General features: G+C 69.1%; 13 protein-coding genes. 3 read left to right on the forward strand and 10 right to left on the reverse strand.

Annotated elements, in window-relative coordinates; genetic code table 11:
- Positions 1 to 3 precede the first annotated feature (3 nt).
- The 8 genes from POL67_RS54515 to POL67_RS10150 form a co-directional block, all read right to left on the reverse strand.
- Positions 4 to 654, reverse strand: a complete 651-nt coding sequence (locus tag POL67_RS54515) for a deiodinase-like protein (protein WP_465251809.1) — start codon at positions 652 to 654, stop codon at positions 4 to 6.
- A gap of 74 nt (positions 655 to 728) precedes the next feature.
- Positions 729 to 1,916 (reverse strand): tetratricopeptide repeat protein, encoded by a 1,188-nt coding sequence (locus POL67_RS10120; protein ID WP_271917029.1) that lies wholly within the window; start codon positions 1,914 to 1,916, stop codon positions 729 to 731.
- 56 nt (positions 1,917 to 1,972) lie between these two features.
- Positions 1,973 to 2,449: a hypothetical protein gene (locus POL67_RS10125; protein ID WP_271917030.1), complete on the reverse strand. Its 477-nt coding sequence runs from the start codon at positions 2,447 to 2,449 to the stop codon at positions 1,973 to 1,975.
- Complete coding sequence (locus tag POL67_RS10130) at positions 2,442 to 5,585, reverse strand: DUF8740 domain-containing protein (protein WP_271917031.1); 3,144 nt, start codon at positions 5,583 to 5,585, stop codon at positions 2,442 to 2,444. The genes POL67_RS10125 and POL67_RS10130 overlap by 8 nt, the downstream gene beginning before the upstream one ends.
- A 173-nt stretch (positions 5,586 to 5,758) precedes the next feature.
- Complete coding sequence (locus POL67_RS10135; RefSeq protein ID WP_271917032.1) at positions 5,759 to 7,135, reverse strand: hypothetical protein; 1,377 nt, start codon at positions 7,133 to 7,135, stop codon at positions 5,759 to 5,761.
- A 42-nt stretch (positions 7,136 to 7,177) separates the two neighbouring features.
- Positions 7,178 to 8,347, reverse strand: coding sequence for an NHL repeat-containing protein (locus tag POL67_RS10140; protein ID WP_271930782.1), 1,170 nt, complete (start codon positions 8,345 to 8,347; stop codon positions 7,178 to 7,180).
- A gap of 276 nt (positions 8,348 to 8,623) precedes the next feature.
- The gene (locus POL67_RS10145) at positions 8,624 to 10,609 is read right to left on the reverse strand and encodes a hypothetical protein (protein ID WP_271917033.1); all 1,986 of its coding nucleotides are present in this window, start codon (positions 10,607 to 10,609) and stop codon (positions 8,624 to 8,626) included.
- A gap of 106 nt (positions 10,610 to 10,715) precedes the next feature.
- Positions 10,716 to 12,545 (reverse strand): right-handed parallel beta-helix repeat-containing protein, encoded by a 1,830-nt coding sequence (locus POL67_RS10150; protein ID WP_271917034.1) that lies wholly within the window; start codon positions 12,543 to 12,545, stop codon positions 10,716 to 10,718.
- A 208-nt stretch (positions 12,546 to 12,753) separates the two neighbouring features.
- Here POL67_RS10150 and POL67_RS10155 point away from each other — a divergent pair, with 208 nt between their 5' ends.
- Together POL67_RS10155 and POL67_RS10160 are read left to right on the forward strand one after the other, a co-directional pair.
- Positions 12,754 to 15,708, forward strand: a complete 2,955-nt coding sequence (locus tag POL67_RS10155; protein ID WP_271917035.1) for a Kelch repeat-containing protein — start codon at positions 12,754 to 12,756, stop codon at positions 15,706 to 15,708.
- 265 nt (positions 15,709 to 15,973) lie between these two features.
- Complete coding sequence (locus POL67_RS10160) at positions 15,974 to 17,542, forward strand: hypothetical protein (protein ID WP_271917036.1); 1,569 nt, start codon at positions 15,974 to 15,976, stop codon at positions 17,540 to 17,542.
- Positions 17,543 to 17,566: 24 nt separating this feature from the next.
- On the opposite strand, the gene POL67_RS10165 is transcribed toward POL67_RS10160, so the two are convergent.
- Positions 17,567 to 17,866: a KTSC domain-containing protein gene (locus tag POL67_RS10165; protein WP_271917037.1), complete on the reverse strand. Its 300-nt coding sequence runs from the start codon at positions 17,864 to 17,866 to the stop codon at positions 17,567 to 17,569.
- Positions 17,867 to 17,992: 126 nt separating this feature from the next.
- Here POL67_RS10165 and POL67_RS10170 point away from each other — a divergent pair, with 126 nt between their 5' ends.
- Entirely contained in the window at positions 17,993 to 18,718 is a 726-nt protein-coding gene (locus POL67_RS10170; RefSeq protein ID WP_271917038.1) for a SecDF P1 head subdomain-containing protein, read from the forward strand.
- Positions 18,719 to 19,228: 510 nt separating this feature from the next.
- On the opposite strand, the gene POL67_RS10175 is transcribed toward POL67_RS10170, so the two are convergent.
- Positions 19,229 to 19,600, reverse strand: coding sequence for a helix-turn-helix domain-containing protein (locus POL67_RS10175; RefSeq protein ID WP_170229229.1), 372 nt, complete (start codon positions 19,598 to 19,600; stop codon positions 19,229 to 19,231).
- Positions 19,601 to 19,755: the final 155 nt, after the last annotated feature.

Here is a 19,755-nt window from a genome sequence, read left to right on the forward strand (position 1 = left end):
GCCTCAATCCCCCGGAAACCTACGCGCGAGCCAGGCCTCCACCTCCTCCGGGTGGAACTCGAACGGGCCCATGCCGCCCTTGTAAACGACCTGCCCCTTCTCGTCGATCACGTACAGCCGCTCCGGCCACGCCGCATAGGCCGCGTTCGCGGGGTTCTCGATCGGATCCACGAGGAGCGGGATGTCGTACTGGAATCGCTTCACGAAATCGGCGGCGATGGCGACGCGCGCGTCCGTGCTCCGCGGCTGCGGGTAGCAGACGTTGTGCTCCTCGTTCACGTCCATCTGCCATTCGTCGGTCGGGTGGGCCTCCTTGATGTACACCGTGAGGAATCGGGCGCTCTTGCCATAACGCCCGGACATCGCCTTCAGACGCTCGACCGAGCGCCGGAACGGCGGTCATGTGAAGCTGCCGAAGATCAGGACGAGCGGCTTGTCCCCGATGTACGCCGAAAGCTTCTCCCGCCGCCCCTCCGCGAGCGCGACCATCTCCACGTCCGGCGCCGCCTCGCCGACCTTGAGCTGCCCTTCCTCGCGCTGGTCGTACCGCAACATGCCGATCACGTTGCGCGGGCCCATCCACCCCACGAACGCCGCGCCTCCCGCCAGGAGGAGCGCGCCGACCGCGATCAGAGCTTTTTTCGTTCGCGTCATGGCCTCTTTGTTTACCACGCCCGCGAAGTGGTTGGAAGGGCCACGGATCCGGCCGGTTGTCGGGTGCGAAGAAGCTAAAACGGATTCTGCTGCTTTCCGTTCGGACGGGGCGGCGCCGCCGGGCCCGCCGAGGCCGAGGCGGATGCAGGCGGCGCCGCCGCGAGCGCCGTGACCCGGCTTTGCGCCTGCCGCTGCAGGTCCGCGAGCATGCGCGCGCCGGGGCCACTCGACGGGAGCCCGAGGAGCTTTTGATAGAAGGCGACGGCCTGCTCCTTTTGCCCGAGGTCCTCGCTCGCGACGCCGGCCCCGAGGAGCGCGGGCGCCGAGGCCACGTCGTCCGCGAGCACGCCGCGAAAGACGTCGAGCGCGGTCGCCGCCTTTTTCTGCCGCACGAGCGCGAAGCCGAGCGCATTGCGTGTCTCCGGATCCGGGCGCATCAACGCCGCGGCTCGGAGCGCGCGCTCCGCGTCTTCGAGCTTGCCCGCGCCGAGCAAGGCCTGGCCGAGGGAACCCACGGCCGCGGCGCTCTTCGGGTCGAGCTCTGTCGCGCGCTGAAAATGCTGGATCGCCTCGCCATTCTTCTGCTGCGTGGCCCGCGCGCTCCCGAGGGCCAGACGCGCGTCGAAGCTCTCGGCGATCCGGAGGGCCGCTTCGAGGTGCTCGGCGGCGCCCGGGATGTTGCCCTCGGCGAGCTCGATCTGGCCGAGCCCCACGAGCGCCCCGGCGTTTTCCGGCTTCGCCTTCAGCGCGAGCTGGAATTCGGATTTCGCGCGCGCCGCGTCCTCCTTGCGGCCCATCAGCACGAGCCCGAGCGCGGTGTGCGCGAGCGCCGAGCTCGGGTCGAGCGCGAGCGCCTCGGCGAACTTCATCTTCGCCCCCTCGGCGTCGCCCTGCCGGGCCAGGATGTTGCCGAGCGCGGTCAGATACACGGCCGCGCGTGGTTTGTCGATGTCGAGGAGCAGCTCGGCCTCATATCGAGCGTCGTCGATGGCCTCGGGCGCGATGCGTGATGCGCTTTCGGCGATGAGGTGGACCCGCGCGCGCATGAGGGCGCGTTGCACGTCGGGGTCCGTGGGGGCGAGCTCGCGGGCATGGCCGTACGCCGCGAGCGCCTGCGGGTACCGGCCCGCTTCGAGGGCGACGTCGCCCTGCGCGAGGTGCTCCCGCGCGAGCTCGGGGGTGCGGTTGCAGGCCCAGAGCATCACGGCGCAGAGGAGGAGCGAAGGCAGCCGCGGGACGCGGGCGAGGGGCCTCGGGATCATCGGGGCCGTTCTACGCCCGAGGCGGCCGGGAGAAAAGGCCGCTCGGCGCTGTCGCCTCAGGGTTCGTCGGTCCCAGGCGGGAGTTCGAGGACCCGAGGTGTGAGCGGCTCCGTTGTCACGGCGTCGCGGGCGCCGACCTCGGCGTTCACCTCGAGGACGCGCGGGACGAGCGGCTCGGCCGTCAGCACGCCGCGGGTGGTGGAGACCTCGACGTCGACATGGAGCTCGCGCGGCACGAGGGGCTCCTTGGAGCCATTGCGCACGTAGTCGCTCGGATCGAGCGGTTTCCGTGGTTCCTCGGGCGCGGCGATCACGGGCTCCGGGGTCGCCACGTTCGTCGCCGTCCTTGCCGTGGGACGCGTCGTCCCCGGGGACGCGACAGTCGCGTGCTCGACGCCGACGGGGCTCGCCGCCGGGCCTCGCGCCTCCGGCGCCTCGGCGAGGCGCGCGTGGATGAACAGGGCCGACCCGACGACGAGGCCCGCGAGCGCGACGATCGTCAGGATCCGCGCGCGCCTGACACGTTCATTCATTGTAATTCGAGCTTTGGGCGCAGCGGAACCAGTGGTTTTCGTTCTTGTCGCAGTTGCCCTCGAAGTTGGTGAGGTTGCCCGTGTTGTTGATGCAGTACGCGTCGTCGTCGCCGGAGCGATTTCCGAGCCAGTCGCCGTTGAGCTGTCCACCGGTGCCGTACGTCTGCAGGATCCGGTAATGCTCGTTGTAGGTCGTGATATGCCCGCCGAGCGCGGCGCAGACGTTTTGCGCGTTGTTGAAGTTTTGCTGGGAGAAATACGGCGTGACGCAGATCGTATTGGAGCGCGTGATGCCTCCCAGGTTCGTCGTGGTGGTGACGCCATAGGCATTGAACGGAGCCGTGCAGTTCCTCGGGCCGGCGCCGATGAGCTGGAGCCAGGTCGTGTTGCCGGCGTTGTTCGTCTTTCGATACCAGAGGTCCTGGTCGAAGAAGCTGCCGCCGATCTGCATGGCGTAGTTGTTGCCGCCGTTCGAATGCCGCACGTCGATGAGGTGCTGCCAGCCCGACGCGTTCGGATAGTAATTCACCGGCGCGGAGGTCTCGAAGAAGCCGCTTCGCGAGCCCGTCGCGTCGGCGTTGTCCTTCGTCTCGGTCCGCGTGAGGCCATTGCCCCAGTACACGATGCCGTCGGATCGGATGTTGCCGGTCGCGTGGACCTGCTCGGCCGGGTTCGCCGTGCCGACGCCGATGGTGCCGGGGAAATAGTTGATGCCCGACGTGCCGCCGTCGTACTGTAGATACGCGCCCGTGTCGTTGTGGATGCCGCCGCGGAACTGCGCCTGCGCCGTGAAGTAGACGGTGCCGGAGTTGAAATAGGCGCCGCCTGGAACGATGACGTACGAACTCGCCACGATGTACGGGTTCGCCGCGGTGAACCGGATGTTGCCGGCGCCGTCGGCGCCGGAGGCGATGCGCAGGTAGCCGTTCGCGTGGATGTTCGAGGCGGCGAACTGCTCGTAGCCCGTGCCGGGGTTGTTGTACGTGCGGACGATGCCGTCGCTGCCCATGCCGAGCTGCGAGGCGACGACGCCCGGCCAGTGGAAGGCAATGCGCGGCGTCGCGGTCGTGCGGACCTCGATGGACGCCGTGTCGTAGACCGTGCCCACGCCGCCGGTGACGTCGAATCGGCCGGTGGTGGTCACCGTGGTGGCGTCGTCGGTGATGCTCGAATTGCCGCCGGTGGTGGCGCCGGTGAATTTGATGACGGTATTGACCGTGCCATTGATGTTGGCCGAGCCGGCAGGGCCTTGCGGGCCCTGCGCGCCTTGCGGGCCCTGCGCGCCTTGCGGGCCTTGCGCGCCGGTGGCGCCGACGGGACCCGCGGGGCCCTGGGCGCCGGTGGCGCCGGCCGTGCCTGCGGGGCCTTGCGGACCGATGGCGCCGGTGGGGCCGATCGGGCCCTGGGTACCCTGGGGGCCTTGCGCGCCGGTGGGGCCGATGGGGCCTTGCACGCCGGTCGCGCCGATGGGGCCTTGCACGCCGGTCGCGCCGATGGGGCCTTGTGCGCCGGTCGCGCCTTGCGGACCCATGGCGCCGGTCGCGCCGGTGGGGCCGATAGGGCCTTGCGCGCCGGTCGCGCCGACGGGGCCTTGCGCGCCGGTCGCGCCGACGGGCCCCTGCGGACCGATGGCGCCGGTCGCGCCGACGGGCCCCTGCGGACCGATGGCGCCAGTCGCGCCGACGGGCCCCTGTGGTCCGACAGCGCCGGTCGCGCCGACGGGCCCCTGCGGACCGATGGCGCCAGTCGCGCCGACGGGCCCCTGCGGTCCGACAGCGCCGGTCGCGCCGACGGGCCCCTGCGGACCCATCGCACCCGTGGGGCCCATGGGTCCGACGTCTCCCTGAGGACCGGTGATACCCTGTGGACCGATGGGTCCAACCGGTCCGGTGGGGCCTGCGACCCCCTGGGGACCGATCGCGCCCGTGGGGCCCATGGGTCCGACGTCCCCCTGAGGACCGGTGATACCCTGTGGACCGATGGGTCCAACCGGTCCGGTGGGGCCTGCGACCCCCTGGGGACCGATCGCGCCCGTGGGCCCCATGGGTCCGACGTCTCCCTGAGGACCGGTCGCACCCTGTGGCCCGATGGGTCCAACCGGTCCGGTGGGTCCTACGACCCCCTGCGGACCCATCGCACCCGTGGGGCCCATGGGTCCGACGTCCCCTTGAGGACCGGTCGCACCCTGTGGCCCGATGGGTCCAACCGGTCCGGTGGGTCCTACGACCCCCTGCGGACCCATCGCACCCGTGGGGCCCATGGGTCCGACGTCCCCTTGAGGACCGGTCGCACCCTGTGGCCCGATGGGTCCAACCGGTCCGGTGGCCCCTACATCCCCTTGCGGACCCATCGCGCCGGTCGCGCCCATCGGCCCCACGGGACCCACCGCGCCAGTCGCGCCGGTCGCGCCGGTCGCGCCGGCCGGCCCCATCGGACCCATCGGCCCCATCGGACCCGCCGGACCCATCGCGCCGGCCGGACCCATCGGACCCATCGGTCCCATCGGCCCCGCCGGCCCCATCGGACCCATCGCGCCCACCGGGCCCACCGCGCCCGTCGGCCCCATCGGCCCGACCGGACCCATGGCGCCCGTCGGACCCGCGGGGCCCGCCGCGCCCTGCGCGCCGATCGGGCCTTGCGGACCCGTGGGACCCTCGAGCCCCGTCGGCGGACCGACCCACTCGCCGTTGTTGTTGATGACCTCGGTCCCGTTGATCGTGACGCTCGTCGGGTGGATGTCCCCGTTCACGTCGTTCGCGAGCAGCGCATACGGCACGCTCTGGATGGGCGCGCGCGGCTCGAGCTCCGGATCGCTATCGATCGTGATCCCCAGGTACCGCACCGAGCCGTCGAAGAGTTTCTCGAACGGCACGATCGAGCCGAGCGAGACCGAGTAAAACCCCTCGTCGAAGTCGACCTTGTGCTGCTCGCTCCAGAGCGGCGTCTGCGCGTTCGCCGCGTCGTAGATCGCGAACGTCACCGTGAGCGAGCCGTTGATCGGCGCGTCGTCCGCGTCGAAGAGCCGCCCTTGGTTGGTGATCGTCAGGGGGACGGCCGCGTCCGCGTTCGAGATGGCGCAGAGGCCACCCACCAGAACCGTGGCCGCAAGCAGACGGCGAATCGTGCGAAACCTCATGGGCGTCTCGTTCTCGCGGGGGCCGCCGGGAAAAAACCCGCGCGAGATCCCCCTCGACATAGTCACGCTACGCGTGTCCAGGGAGTCGCGTCAATGGTGTCGCGTGCGCCTGGAGAACCCCTCTGAGCTCGACGCCCCGCGTCAGCCAGCCACAGGCTGTTTGGCGTGCTCGGTCAGCCCACCGAAAGGCTCATCCCATCCGCGAGCTTTTCGAGCGCCTCGCGCCTCGTCATGGTGACGCGGGCGATGGCGCGGGCGAGCGCGGCGATCGGCGGGCAAGCCTGCGTGTTCAGCCAATCTCGCGCCGGAACCCGCCCGCGGATCCACGGCCGCGTGGATTCGAGCCGCTCCATCAGCGCGCGCTCGCCGAACGCACGGTACAGGAACGCGGTATACGGGGAGGCGCCGAGGTCGAAGCTCGAAGGGCTCGCGCGGCCCTCTTCGAGCAGGCGGAGCAGGACGGGATCGAGGTCCGAGGAGGAATCCGGCGCCGGCTGCAGGAAGAGCTCGGCCCGCACGGGGTTCGTGTTGTTCTCGTCCGGAATGCCGCCGAGGAAGAGCTCGATGGGGGCGTCGCCGCCCGTGGCGCAGGCGAACGCCTCGATGAGCGCGATCGTATAAAGCTTCGCCCGCAGGTATCGCACGGCGAGCGAGATGTTGCGGCGGGCCTGGGCGATCCTCCGGGCATGGACCTCCGGCGAGGGTTCGCCGCGGAACGCATGGAAGACACGCTCGGCGGCGAGGGTCGAGAGGAAGCCCTCCATGCGCTGCAAGGCGAGCCGATACTCCCCGTTTCGATAGACGTTCGGCATGTGGAGCGCGGGGTTCGTCTCGGGGAGGAGCCGCCAGGTATTGTCGAGGAATCGCGCCGGATCGGACTCGGCGAAGTTCTCGACGTCGCGGTTCGCGAGCCGCACCGCCGCGCGCACCGCGTCCTCGCAGGCATTCGCGTCGAGCCCGGGGATCGCGAGGTCCCGCAGGCGCCCGGTCAGGCGATCGAACGTGGTCGTCTCGCGAAACGGGGTCGTCGCCTCGATGCCGGCGGCGATCTCGGCGAGGTGGCGGGGCGGCAGGAACGGCGCGAGGCACTTGGCGGCGACGAACGCGCTCGCGAGCTCGTTCAGGCCGGTCAGCGGCGTGAGCTCGTCGCCGGGCTCGCGGCCGAAGATCCGGGCGACGAGCGCCGCGGCCGGGTCCTCCAGCACGCCGAGCCCGAGCCGATAACCGGTTCCATCGACGTGCGTGAGCAGCGGGCGGAGCAGATCGCTCACCATCCGAGGAAAACCCTGATCTACCTGCACGTACACGACATCGTGGAAGATGCCCGCGAGGGTCTCGACGGGGCCCATCCCCTCCGTGAGGGTGAGCACGTGCGCGTGGCTGTGGAATTCGCGGGCCTGCCCCGACAGGGCCTCATGGACGAGGAACGTGGGGCGCTCGAGCTCGAGCGCGCTCGGGCGACCGCCGAGCCGCGTGAGCGCATCGTCGAACCGGACGAGGAGCCGGTGGATCGTGGGGAGCGCGGCGTCCACGGACGGCAGAGGGAGCATGCCGTCCCATAACACACGTGTCGCTGCGCGTGGACCGTTTCTTTACATCCACATGCGAACGACCACTCCATACGTCCCCGGACCCGGGCTCATCCCCACATCGGCGCCGCCGAGGAGGACCCGATCGTCCGCGTGGAGACGGACCGTGTGCAGGACCCCGTCCTCCCCCAGGTAAACCCGCAGGATGCCGTGCACCCCGAACGTGGTGTCGACCTTCCCGTCGCACGTGTAGCGCACGAGGACGGGCGCGACGCCTTCGGTCGCATTGCCGGCCACGAGGATGCCTCCGCCGGGCAATACGACCATGTCCTCGGCTTGCATGTCGCCCGCCCCGCGCAGCCACGCCGCGCGGCCCTGGGAGCCGAACGAGAGGTCGGGGCTGCCGTCTTCGAGGAAACGACGGACCACGAATTCTTTGGTCCCGCCCGGGCCGGTGTCGCCGGCCACGACAATGGTGCCGTCGGAAGAAGGCGCGACGGAGACGGCGCGCTCGCTGTTCATCGCGGCGCCGGCCACGACCACGCCGTCGTTGCCGAACGAGGGATCGCGCACGCCGTCCGCCGTCACGCGGATCACGACGATGCTGTTTTTTTGGCTCAGGTCCGCGGTGCCGGCCACCAGAATACGGCCGCTCGTGTCGAGAGCGACCGAGCGGGCCTCCGCGGAGATGCCCACGGGGATGGTCAAATATCCATGGGGCGCGGCGAATGTCGTATCGAGCGCGCCGGAAGGGGTGGCGCGGGCGACGAGCAGCTCCGCGCCGCGCTTCCCGACCACGAGGATCTTGTCGTCCGAAAGAACCAGGCCATCCGCGACGGACTCCTCGCCGCCGAGGTCGATGAGGCTTTTCCCGTCGGTGCCGAACCCTGCGCCTCCGATCGAACCGTTCTGCGAAAACCGGACGAGCGCGATGTTCGCGGATTGGCTCTGGAACGGTTCCCGGAAGCCCATTGCGATGATCCCGCCGTCGCTCTGGTGCCCGACGGCGTAGGCATACGCGGCGTCGGCGGTCGACGACGCGAACCCCGCGCCGGCCGTGCCATTGGCGCCGAACGTCGGATCGAGCCTCCCGGACAGGGTGAGCCGCGCCAGGCGGAAACGAATGCCGCCGAGCCCTCCCGCGCCCCAGCCCGCCGCGAGGATACGATCCCCCTGGACATCCAGCCCGAAATACCCGCCGTCGTCGTCGGCCCCAAAGCTCACGCGGGCCATTCCGTTCACGCCGAAGGTATCGTCGAGCCTGCCCGCACGAGGGCTGGTCGTCTGGCACGAGGCAAAGGCCTCGCTCCCGACGCGAGGCTCGTGGTTGTCGTTGGGCGAGGGATCCGCGCCGCACCCGACAAAGGCTGCGAGGGACGAAACGACCAGACCGGAAATCGCTCTCGGGGACCACGTCATGCGCGCGAACGTCGAGCCGCTCCGCGGGGACGTCAAAGCCGCATCCATGTCCTCCCGTGTTTTCCTCTTCAGGCGCGCCTTGCGAGGTCGCTACGGGGTTTTTCGTTCGACCCGCAACCGATAGGGCCCCGCGTCCTTCTCTCTGGGCCCGTCGACGATGATCTTGTATTTTCGGGCCATGAGGTTCTGTTTTGTGATCAACGGGCGACGCGGCGCGCGCTCCCTGACGCACACACTCGGGACCATCTCGCCCTCGACGAAGACGGACAGCGCCGGCGTCCAGCCCGGCGTCTCGACGCGGAAGAGGTAATCGCCGGTCTCCTTGATTTCGAGGAGCCATTCGTCATCGTTGCCGTAGGATGCGCAGAGCGCGGAGTCGTCGGTCGATTTCGACGTATCCCCCGCGACCTCGCGGCCGATCTCGAGGATGCCGCCATTCGCGAGCGGCACCTCCTCCTGCACGCGCAGCGTGTACGCGCCCGCGTCGCCGCCGAACCCGTCGACGACGACCTGGACCTTGGCGCCTCGCGCGAGGGAAACGTGCACGATGGACGAGCTGTAGTAGCCGGCCCGATCATCATTGCAAGTGAGGAGCCCTCCGCCCGCGTGGGAAAGCGCGAGCGCACCGTCGTACTCGCTGTCGAGCTGCAAGGCATAAAGGCCGGCGTGCGGGGCCGTGAACGTCCAGGTCTCGTCCGGCGAGCCTTCCGCGATGACACAATCCAGGGAAAAACCGTCGTGCGCGCCGCTCGTATTTCCGCGCGCCGCGGCGCCGAGCGTCAACGCGCCACGCGCGCGTGACGGGCCTCGCGGGGCCGGCCGGGGGAGGTCCCCTCCGGGGTACGTGCCGATCCCGTCGGATGCCAGGATCGCGAGATCGATCGCGCCTTGGCGCTGCCGTACGAGCACCGGCGCTCCCAGGGCCGTCACCCTGGGTCGCTCCATCGAAGGGGATCCCACGACCGCGGGGGCATTGTTCGGACAACCTCGGAATCGGTCGCTGAGCTTGTGATGCGTCGGCGGGGTGCAGAGGCGCATCGGGCCAGAAGCGCCGAGGACGAGCATGCTGTCCACGAGCGAAATGCGGCCCTCCGGGAGCTCGTCGATCGGGAGGAGCGGCAGGCCCGTGTACGGATCCGACGGACCCTCCAGCGTCGGCGCCTCGGTCCTCGGCTCGATGGGACCTGGCGCGAGCGGAGCGGGCTCGCCGATGGCGATACGCCCGTCGCTCAGCCGCGCGAAGAGACGCGCTTCGAGCGGCGCGTGGCCGTGGACCGATCGCCCCGCCGCGTCGTGCTCCGAGTCGAATCGACCGATCCCGGGGAGCCATTGCACCTTCCGGCGGAGCCAAGGCATACCGTCGTACGCGGGCTTGTCGGCGGACAGGACCGAGATGGCGCCCGAGCGCTGGACAACGACCCATACGGCGCGCTCATTGTCGAGCGTGCGGAGGGCGAGATGGCCCCGCGGCGGGAGCGCGACCACGCCGAGCGGGGCAGGCAGGGAGGGGCGTTCGAGGGAAGCCATCGGCGGAGGCGTTCGAGACGGCGCCGACGCCTTCGGTTTCGCCGCCGGCAACTCGAATGCGTACCCCGCGTGGGGCGGATCCGCGAGGTACACGAACCGCGGCAGCAAGATCCGTCGAGGGACGGCGATGACCTGCGCGATGCCCACCGCGATCAAAATACACTCGCCGCCGAAATACTTCCTCGAAAGCCTCAACGTGCCCGCGGCGTCGACCTCGACCGCATCGATCTCCGGCTCGCAGGCGCCGCCGTCATACGCCGCGCCGAGCACCACGTGGGTGTCGAAATCAACACGCGGCAGAGGGCCTTTTGCGTGGACGGCGCGCCAGAGCGAGCGCAGCTCGTCCTCGTCGGTCGCGAGCCACGCGCCCTCCGTCCCGAACTGCTGCGACCTGCCATTCGCGAGCACGCGCAAGCCGCCGGGCTCGGCGCTCGTCGCGCGGGCGATCACCCCGACGGGCTTGGGCGCCTCCGAGAGCGGGCTGCCGCGGAGGGCGTCCGTGCAGCCCGCGAGCGAAAACGAGAGCGCGAGGAGGAGCGAACAGAACACGCGCGGCATACGGGCAAGAAGACCAACTTCGCCCGGCATGTCAAGCGTGTCCCGGGGAGGGGAGGGGAGGAATGAGCGCGCCCGCGGCGGAGCGCGCTCCCATCCGTCAGTTCTTGACGAACCCTTGGCGGATGTAGGTCACCGGCGCTTCGACCGTGTATTCGTATCGATAGTTGAAGCGCGATTGCTTGCGCGCCTCGGCGATGTAGGCGTCGAACGTGGCCTCTTTGCCGATCGACCCGTGGTACGTGCCGAGGTTGCGCTCGGGATCCGGGTACGAGACGGCCGTTTTCGTGGCGTCCATCTCCTTCGACGTCACGAGCCACTCGTCGTAGGATTGGCCGGTCGCGTTCGCGCCGAATTCGAACCAGCCCTTCGTGGCCGCGCTCGAATGCCAGTGGTTCGCGAGGAAGGTCACGCCGGCGTTGTACGGCTGGTTGAAGAACCGCGCGAGCTCCTCGCCCCGGAGCGGCGACTGGAAATCGTTGGACTCGACCTTCACGTTCGTGAGCGCCGTCGTGGAGAAGCGGATCCCTCCGCGCCAGTCGTAGACGATGTTGTTCCGGATCGTGAGGTCCTTGATCGCCTCGTCCGGGACCTGCATCGGGTCGTATTTGCGCGTGAGCTCGAAGGCGACGTGATTGCCGCCCGCGGTCTTGTCGTGCGTGAGGATGTTGTTCTCGACGACCGCCGACTTGATGTTGCCGATCTGGATGCCGACCCCGCGCGTCTCGGCCTCCGTGATGTCGCCCGCGTCACTCACCACATTGCCGGTCACGGTGCCGGTGACGCCGCCGGAGACCGGCGTCGCCGGCCCATTCGTCAAGCCAAACGAGAAGCCGATGGGATTCTCGACGACGAGGTTGCCGTCCACGGTGCCGCCCGCGCGCGCCTGGAGCCCGTGGCTCGCCGCGCGCGTCGTGATGTTGCCGCGGATCGTCACCTTCGAGCAAGACGACTGGATGTAGACGTTGTGGTTGGAGATCGTCGCATTCGCGCCGGGCACCTGCGAATTCCAGCCGTTGTGGTCGAAGATGTTCCCTTCGAGGACGAGCACGTCGACGTTCATCGCATAAAAGCCCTCGGCGTCGTCGGTGATCACGCTCGGATTCGGATCCTCGAGTTTGTACGCGTCGACGATGACCGAGCGGCGCAGCCGGACATTGTTGATTTTGCCCTCGACGCCCTGGAGGCTCAGGTTGTTCGTGTAGGACTGGATCATCAGATCCTCGAAGAGCAGGTCGCCGCCCTTCGCCAGCCACACCACGCCCTCGTCGCCCGCCGGGCCCACGAAATCGGGGCTCGCGGGGTCGCGGGTGTTCGCGTGGAAATGAAGCCCCACGAAAGCGAGGTGCTGGAGCGTGGGGCCGGCGTCCGCGGAGAGCCCGCGTTTCGCGCCCGTCTTGAGGAGCGGGCGCGCAACGGCGTCGCCGTACGTCGAGACGACCATCAACTCCGACGTGCCTCGGCCCGAGAGCGTCCACGTGCCGAGCCCCTCGTTCCAGGCGTCGCCGCGCTTCAGGAGCAGCCAATCCGGGAAGCCATCGCGCAGGAGTTGCTTGCCCTTGGCGATCGTCTTGACGGCCTTCTCCGGGGAAAGGCCGTCGTTCTCGTCGTTGCCGTCCGAGCTGGATACGTAGACCTTTTGGGTGTCGTCGCTCTCCTTGAAGTTGGTCCATCCAACGGTCGGATCCCAGGGCGGACCCGCATCCGCGGCGCCGCTCCCTCCGGCGCCCCCGTCGCCGCCCGTGCCTCCGACGCCGCCCGTACCTCCGATGCCGCCTGCGCCGCCCGTGTTGGTCCCCGTGGAGGTCGATCCGCTCGCGCCCGGCCCGGGATCCGTGCCGCAGCCCTGCGTGAGAGCGAACGCTCCGAGGAGCCCCAGGAGCACGGGGGCCACGGCGAATGAAGTCGAACGCGTGATCTTCGAAAGCATGAGAATCTCCAGCGCGCGCCCCTCGCCGGGATGACGAGGGAAGGAATCAATCTCACGGAGTTTTGCGCAGTCCGTCAAGCGTCGTGAAGGTCGTTTCCGTGCGATACGAAAGCGCAGCGCCTGGCCATTGACGCGGGAGGGGCTTGACGCCGCGCGTCCCCAGGTCTTCGATGCTCCGCTTTCCGACCTGCTTCAGGAGATCCACTGCATGCAATCGATTCGCCCGTACCGGCGTGCCCTGCTCGTGCCGCTGCTCCTGCTTCCGTTCGGCGCTGCCTGGGGCGGCGCGGGGTGCAGCAGCGAGGAGCCGCTCGGTGCGTCGTCCGGGCCCGCGCGCGCCGAATTCACGCCTCGCGTGATCCTGCGCGAGGCGGCGGCGCTGCGCGAGCGTTTCCCGGCGCAGGCGGCGCGGATCCTCGACGCGGACGCGCTCTTCGTGGGCAGCGACGAGGGGTTTTCCCCGGCGCCGAGCGGCGCGCAAAAGGCGCGCTGGGTCCGCTCGCCGGCCTTCCCGAGCGAGGCTCCGAGCGAGGAGGTTCACGAAGAGGCGAGGTCTTTGCCGAGCGGCCTCAGCGCGCGTTTCCCGCGTCGCGCCGAGGATCCGGTGCGCTTCGAGCTGCCCGGGGATGTTTCGGTGCACGTGCGCGAGATCGGCGCGGGCGGCGAGGGCGCGATCGCCGCGCATGCGGTCGCATACGGGCGAGCGGACGGGACTTCGTTCTGGACGGTGACGGGAGCGGGGTACGAGGAATGGTTGTGGCTGGAGCCGGGCGTCGCGGCGCCTGATCACGCAGCGGTCGCTTGGTCGATCGAGGGCGCCGAGGTACGGCAGGCGGGGGACGCGGTGGAGCTCCTCGATGGCCGCGGCGCGTCGCGAATCCGCGTGACGGCGCCGGAGGCGTTCGCGGCATCGGGCCGGCCCGTCGCGGCGCGGCTCGTCGCGCGCGGCGATACGATCGAGGTATGGGTCGACGACGCAAACGGAGAGGAGGTGCTCGTCGATCCGGTGTGGACGCCGACCGGGGCCCTCAATGCGACACGAGCCTATCACACCACGAATTTGCTCCCGAGTGGCAAGGTCCTCGTGACCTCGGGGCACAATGGGATGAGTTATGTGGCGTCGAGCGAGCTTTACGATCCCGCCACCGGGAGCTGGACGTATGCGGGGTCCGTGATGTACGGGCGCGCCGGGCACCAATCGGCCGTCCTCACGGGGGGGCAGGTGCTCATCATCGGAGGTTGGGACGGCGGCTCGGATTGCCTCAGGTTTACCGAAATCCATACGCCTTGGATGAAGACGTGGTCCCTTGCAGCCCCCCTCGGCGTCGCGCGTTGCGCCGTCTCGGTCGCGCTGATGGCCAATGGCAAGGTGATGGCTTCGGGCGGCCTCACGTACGGCCAAACGGCGATGGCCTCGGCGGAGGTTTATGATCCGAGCACGAATACCTGGACGCCGACCGGGCCCATGAACGAGCCACGCGCAACCCACGCGCTGCAGGCGCTCCCGAATGGCAAGGTGCTCGCCATCGGCGGCGCGCCGACCCCGACCTCGTCGGCCTATGTCTCCGCGGAGATCTACGATCCGACGACAAACGCCTGGACCGCCGTCGCGCCGATGAATGCGGCGCGCGCGCAGCACACGTCGACGCTCCTGCCGACGGGCCAGGTCCTCGTCGTGGGCGGGACGAGCTCCTCGAATGGCGCCCTCGACACCGCGGAGCTTTATGATCCGGCGACGAACACCTGGACGTCCGCGGGCGTGATGAGCGAGGCACGACGCCTCCACTCGGCCACGTTGCTCCCGGGCAACGAGGTGCTCGTCGCGGGCGGGATGCGCCCCGACACCTCGTCGTCGGGCACCACGGACATCTATCACGTCGAGACGAACCTCTGGACCCCGGCCGGCGCGCTGGTCGGCGCACGCTATCGCCACGGGGCGGCGCTGCTCGGGATGGGCACGGTCCTCGTCGCAGGGGGGCAGCATGGCCTGGGGTACATCGGCACCGCCGAGCTCCTCACCGGGGCCGACGCGCTCGGCGCGGCCTGCGCCCTTGGCCTCGATTGCAAGAGCGGCTACTGCGTTGATGGCGTCTGCTGCGATACCGCGTGCAACGCCGGCGCCTGCGACGCCTGCTCCGTGGCTGCCGGCGCCGCCACGAATGGCACCTGCGCGCTGCTCACCGGCAACACGTGCCAGGACGGCAATGCCTGCAGCCAGAATGACGTCTGCCAGAGCGGCGTGTGTGTCGGGACCGTCCCCGTCGTTTGTCCCCCGCCGAACGACGTCTGCCATGTGCAGGGCACCTGCGATCCGCAGACCGGTTTCTGCGGGAACCCGAGCGCGCCGGACGGGACGGCTTGCAGCGATGAAAATGCCTGCACCACCGGAGACGTTTGCCAGGCGGGGACGTGCATGGGCAGCTCCGTCGTTTGCGCCCCGTCGGACGATTGTCACGTCGCCGGCGTGTGTGATCCGGTGACCGGCTGCTCGAATGCCGCGAAGCCCGACGGCGCCGCGTGCAACGACGGAGACGCGTGCAGCCAGACGGACAACTGCCAGGCGGGCACGTGCGTCGGAACGACCCCGGTCGTCTGCGCGCCGATCGACGCTTGCCATGACATCGGCACGTGTGACCCCGTCACGGGGCAATGCTCCGCGCCGGTCAAACCGGAGGGCACGTTCTGCGACGACGGCAATGCCTGCACGCAGACGGACGCGTGCCAGGCCGGCGTTTGCCTCGGCGCGAACGCGATCACGTGTGCGCCGCCCGACGCCTGCCACGAGGAGGGCGCTTGTCATGCCGTGAGCGGCGTCTGTGTGTACCCAGCCAAACCCGATGGCGCGGCCTGCCCGGGGGGCACGTGCGCGGCGGGCGTGTGCATGCACGACGGCGTGGGCGGAGGCGGCGGCACGGGGGGTATGGGAGGCGTGGGCGGCAGCGGCGGCGCCGGCGGGAATGGGAGCGGCGGCGGCGTGGGCGTGGGCGGCTCGAATGCCGGCACGGGCGGGGACGCGAGTATCGGCGCGGGCGGGAGCGACCTGATCATGGGCGGCGGTTGTAGTTGCAGGATGAACGGAATCACGCCGACAGGCTTCCCGGCGGCGACGGCGGCGCTCCTTCTCGGGTTTGCCATGGGGCGCCGACGCGGGCGAGCGAGGTAGACCGTTTCGTATCGGAGGGGCGTCGCCAGGCGCAAAATCGCTTGACAAGGGCTGGTCACTTCGCAGACGTTGGCCCGCAATGCGTCCGGACAATCACATTCGCATGGGCTGGGTACTCCTTGCCGCCCTCATCGGGGCTGGCGTGGGGTGTGGAAACAAGGAGGGCGCCGGGGGGGGCGCTGCGCCGGGAACTTCCGGTGCTTCGTCGGCCGCCGCGCCTGCATCCACGGGGGCGGCGCCCGCTGGCGGGAGTGAGGGGGCGGCCGTGCAGCCGACGACGCCCCCCTCGACGAAGAGCATTCAGGTCAGCATCAAGGACCTCCAGCTCTTCCACCCGTACTCGTCCGAGCGCGCGATGCCGAGCGTGCGCGACAACGGCACGTTCAGCACGCGCGACCAGAATTCCGCGTATGGCCTCGGCATCATCATCGAGGCGACGAACGACACGGGCGAGGTGCTCTCCGACGCGTGGTTCGAGGGCAGCCTGCGCTTCGTCAATGGCGACCGCGAGGTCGAGTGCAAGTTCGGCCCCGATTCGGTCGGCGATCTCTACAACACCACGTACACCCTCCAGTTCAACAACGTCCCCGACGACGCGAAGGCCGACCCGTTCACGGGCGAAAAGCCCTCGGCGTGGCGGAACGAGAGCAACTCGACGAACGAGAGCGTCTGGCGGCCGGGGGAGAAGATCCGGCTCATGTCGCGGAAGAACGAGTGCGAGTCGGTCGTGATCGCGGACATGCCGCCCTCGCAGATCCGCGGCCGCATCGTGGTCAAGGCGAACAAGGTGTTCGTGAAATCGTATGCGTCGGTGTTCGACGAGGGCGCCTTCGATCTGGCGCTCGTCGGGGATTCCGTGCGTATCCGCGACAAGGCGTCGGGCCACATCGCCTTCGTGCCCGTCCGCGAGGAGGCGGAGGGCAATCGGAGCGCGCGGAACAACGTCCTCACGATGACGGCGGCCAAGGACGCCTCGAAGGACGCGCCCGCCGTGCCGCTCACGCACCTCGAGCTGCGCTACCCGATTCGCTACACGCGGGCGGACATCCTCGAGAGCGCGCCGCTCGAATTCGATCTGCCGCCGCCGTCGATGACGATGCAAATGGTCAAGCTCCCGAGCGGGGAGATGGTGCACGCGTCGGGCAACGTCCTCGTGTACGTCAAGGAAAACAAGGTCGTCTACCAGGACATGGCGAAGGCGAAGCTCAGCCTGCTCGGCATCTCCCGCGAGGACGTGCCGGGGGCGAGGCCGGAGGTGACGTTCACGAAGAACGAGCTCTCCGGCTCGGTGAAGAACGCGACGATCACCGATCACGTGGACGATTCGGCGCTTTCGAAGGGGCAACGCAAGCTCAGCGTGACGTGGAACCTGCACCTGCAGGGCGACGGCATCGACCGGCGCCTGCGGGTTCCGTTCGACATCGCGTCGAGCGAATACGAGAAGGCGGCCGGGGACCTCCAGAAGGTCGACGGCGGAGACGCCGCCGCGGTGGCGGACGCGAAGGCGGCCGAGGCGAAGGCGAAGGCCGCGAAGAGCGCGGCCGAGACGAAATACAAGAGCGGCATGAAAGGCGAGCGCGAGAAGCTCGCGAAGGCCTTCGCGTGCGCCGAGGTGAAGATCGCGACGAACCGCGGGACGAAGAGCCCGTCCAATGGAAAGGCCGTGGGCGAGGCGTGCAAGGCGCTCGTCACGGGGAGCGACGACCTCGAGGTGACGATCACGTATACGCTCGAGCGGTACGAGATCCCGGTCGCGCTCGTGTACTCGCTCGGCGGCGATTTCACCTGGAACCCCATCGCGAGCGCGCCGCTGCTACGTCTCGACCCGCGCTGAGCGGGTCCTCGGCGGCTCTGCGCGTCAGCAGAGCCGCTCGCACGGGTACTGTCCACGCACGTTCGCCAGGAAATACCGACCCAGCGAGGGTGCGTGGAGCAGCTCGTCGTGCACCTCCGGGGGCACGCCGCTGTAGCGGTAGAGCCTGCCGTCCTTGAATTCAAGGTCGAGCTCGTGCGCTTCGGGGTTGTACCCGACGCTGCGCAGGCTCGTGGACGTCACCGGGACGCGCGGCGGGAAGTCCTCGGGTGCCTCCGTTTCACACGGACGAACCCAGTCCGCGGGCAAACCCTGATCACCTATGCTGGAGCGGCGGTTCTGCATGCAGACCACGTTCCGCGACGAACGTGCCTTCACCGGGACGAACCTGCTTGCTGTGCTTGTCGTTTGTCTGCGGTTGCACACGACCAGGGTTGACGGCGCCGGGCGGCCTGGGATACGAAATCGAGCATGCTCGTTCGTGCTCGAAGCATGCTCCTCGTCGCGCTCGCCCTGTCGCCGTCCGCTTGCACGAAGAAGAAGGACGACGCGGTGGACCTCGCGGGGTTGCGGCCGATCACGATGGAGATCGTGGTGGTCGACGATGACTTCGACCCTTTCGCGAAGCCCGCGGGCACGCTGCCCGAGAGTGTATCCGTGCGTGCCGAGGAGAGGCTCTCGCGGTCGGGTTTTCCCGCGACGTTCCAGTACGCCATGCTCGTCAAGAAGCCGGGCGAGACGTACGTCCAGGCCAAGGAGCGCTTCTCGCCGTGGCTCTCGACACTACCGCTCCCGGCCGGCCGCAGGTTCGTCCTCGGCGACGTGATGGAGGACGACGAGACGGGGGAGCCGCGGCCCATTGGCCTTCGCACGTACGTGGTCGCGGGAGAGGCGATCGTGACCCACGCAAACGTGGTCGACGCGATCGTGCTCGAGGACGACGGAAAAGGGCCGATACAGCCGCCGGCCGTGCTCGTGACGCTCGACGCCGTGGGCGGCGAGCGGTTTCACGCGGCCACGCGGGAGCACGTGAAGGAACGACTCGCCATCGTGGTGGACGACAAGGCGATGAGCGTGCCCCTCGTCCAGTCGCCCATTCCGGGCGGGCGTGTGTCGATTTCGATGCACGGAACCGACGATCGCGCGGTGGCCGAGGCCCGGCGGCTCGCCGTGGCGCTGCGTGGGAAATCAAGATGACGCGGGCGCCGGATCAGGGGAACGACTGGTATCCGGCCGGCGGGTAGCACGAGACGTTGGGCGAATGCCCCGAGCCGGCGGAGATTCATTCACTCTCCTGTCCGAATAACACCGTATACCACGACGCCGCCCCCGGAAGAAAAGGGCACCCGCGTCCTCGCGGTATCCTTGAAACGATGTCCCTCCCCGAGCGCGCCCGGCACATCGACGCGATGTGGCGAGCGGACGCGAGGGATGTCGGCATGACCTCTGCTTCCCGGGGCGCGTCCGGGCGCGAGAGGCTGCGCCCGCGGCAGACAGGAGCACGAAGGTGATACGGAAGGAGAAATCGAGACCCGACGATCGAAGCGAGCCCGAGGTTCCCCCGAACGGCCCGCCGCGGGCGCCGCAGGCCGACGCCGAGGGCAACATTCCCCCGAATGCCCTGCATACGCCGACGCCCCCGGAGACGCAGCCCTCCGACCCGAGGCATTACGAAAAAATACCCAAGCTGCCTGGAGACCCCTAGGTCTAAGCGCGCGCGCTCGTACGGCGACGCGTCGGGGCTTGGGCCTCCGCCGGAGCGCGCGCCAGCATTTCGCGGCGCAGCTTCGGCAGCTCCTTCTTCGGCAACCTGCGCACGAGATCCGCGATCCGGCCTCGATCGTCCTCTTCGGGGAACGTCACGAGATCCATCGGGAGCGCTTCGAGCGCACGCGCGATGCGCTCCAGCGTCTCGACCGTGATCGCCGCGAGCCCATGCTCGACGCTGGAAAGATGGCCTTTCGATAGACCACCCGCGTCCGCGAGCTGGGCCAGGGACAGGTTCCGCTCGACGCGCAGCGCGCGGATACGGGCACCAATCTTGGAAGTGAAGGGAGCAGCCGTCTTTCTTCTAGGCATGTTCGAGACTATGCCACAACCACGATCCCAGCCAAACATGATTTCGTCATGCGCAACGAAGTTTTACTTAGGCGAACATTCATTGTTGTCAGGAGGCGACGCGCATCCGTGGCTCTGGATCGCGGGCGCGGGGCGAGCGTGCAGGCCGCGCTTTT

The organism is Polyangium mundeleinium (genome assembly GCF_028369105.1).
In the GTDB taxonomy this organism is placed as follows: Bacteria; Myxococcota_A; Polyangia; order Polyangiales; family Polyangiaceae; genus Polyangium; species Polyangium mundeleinium.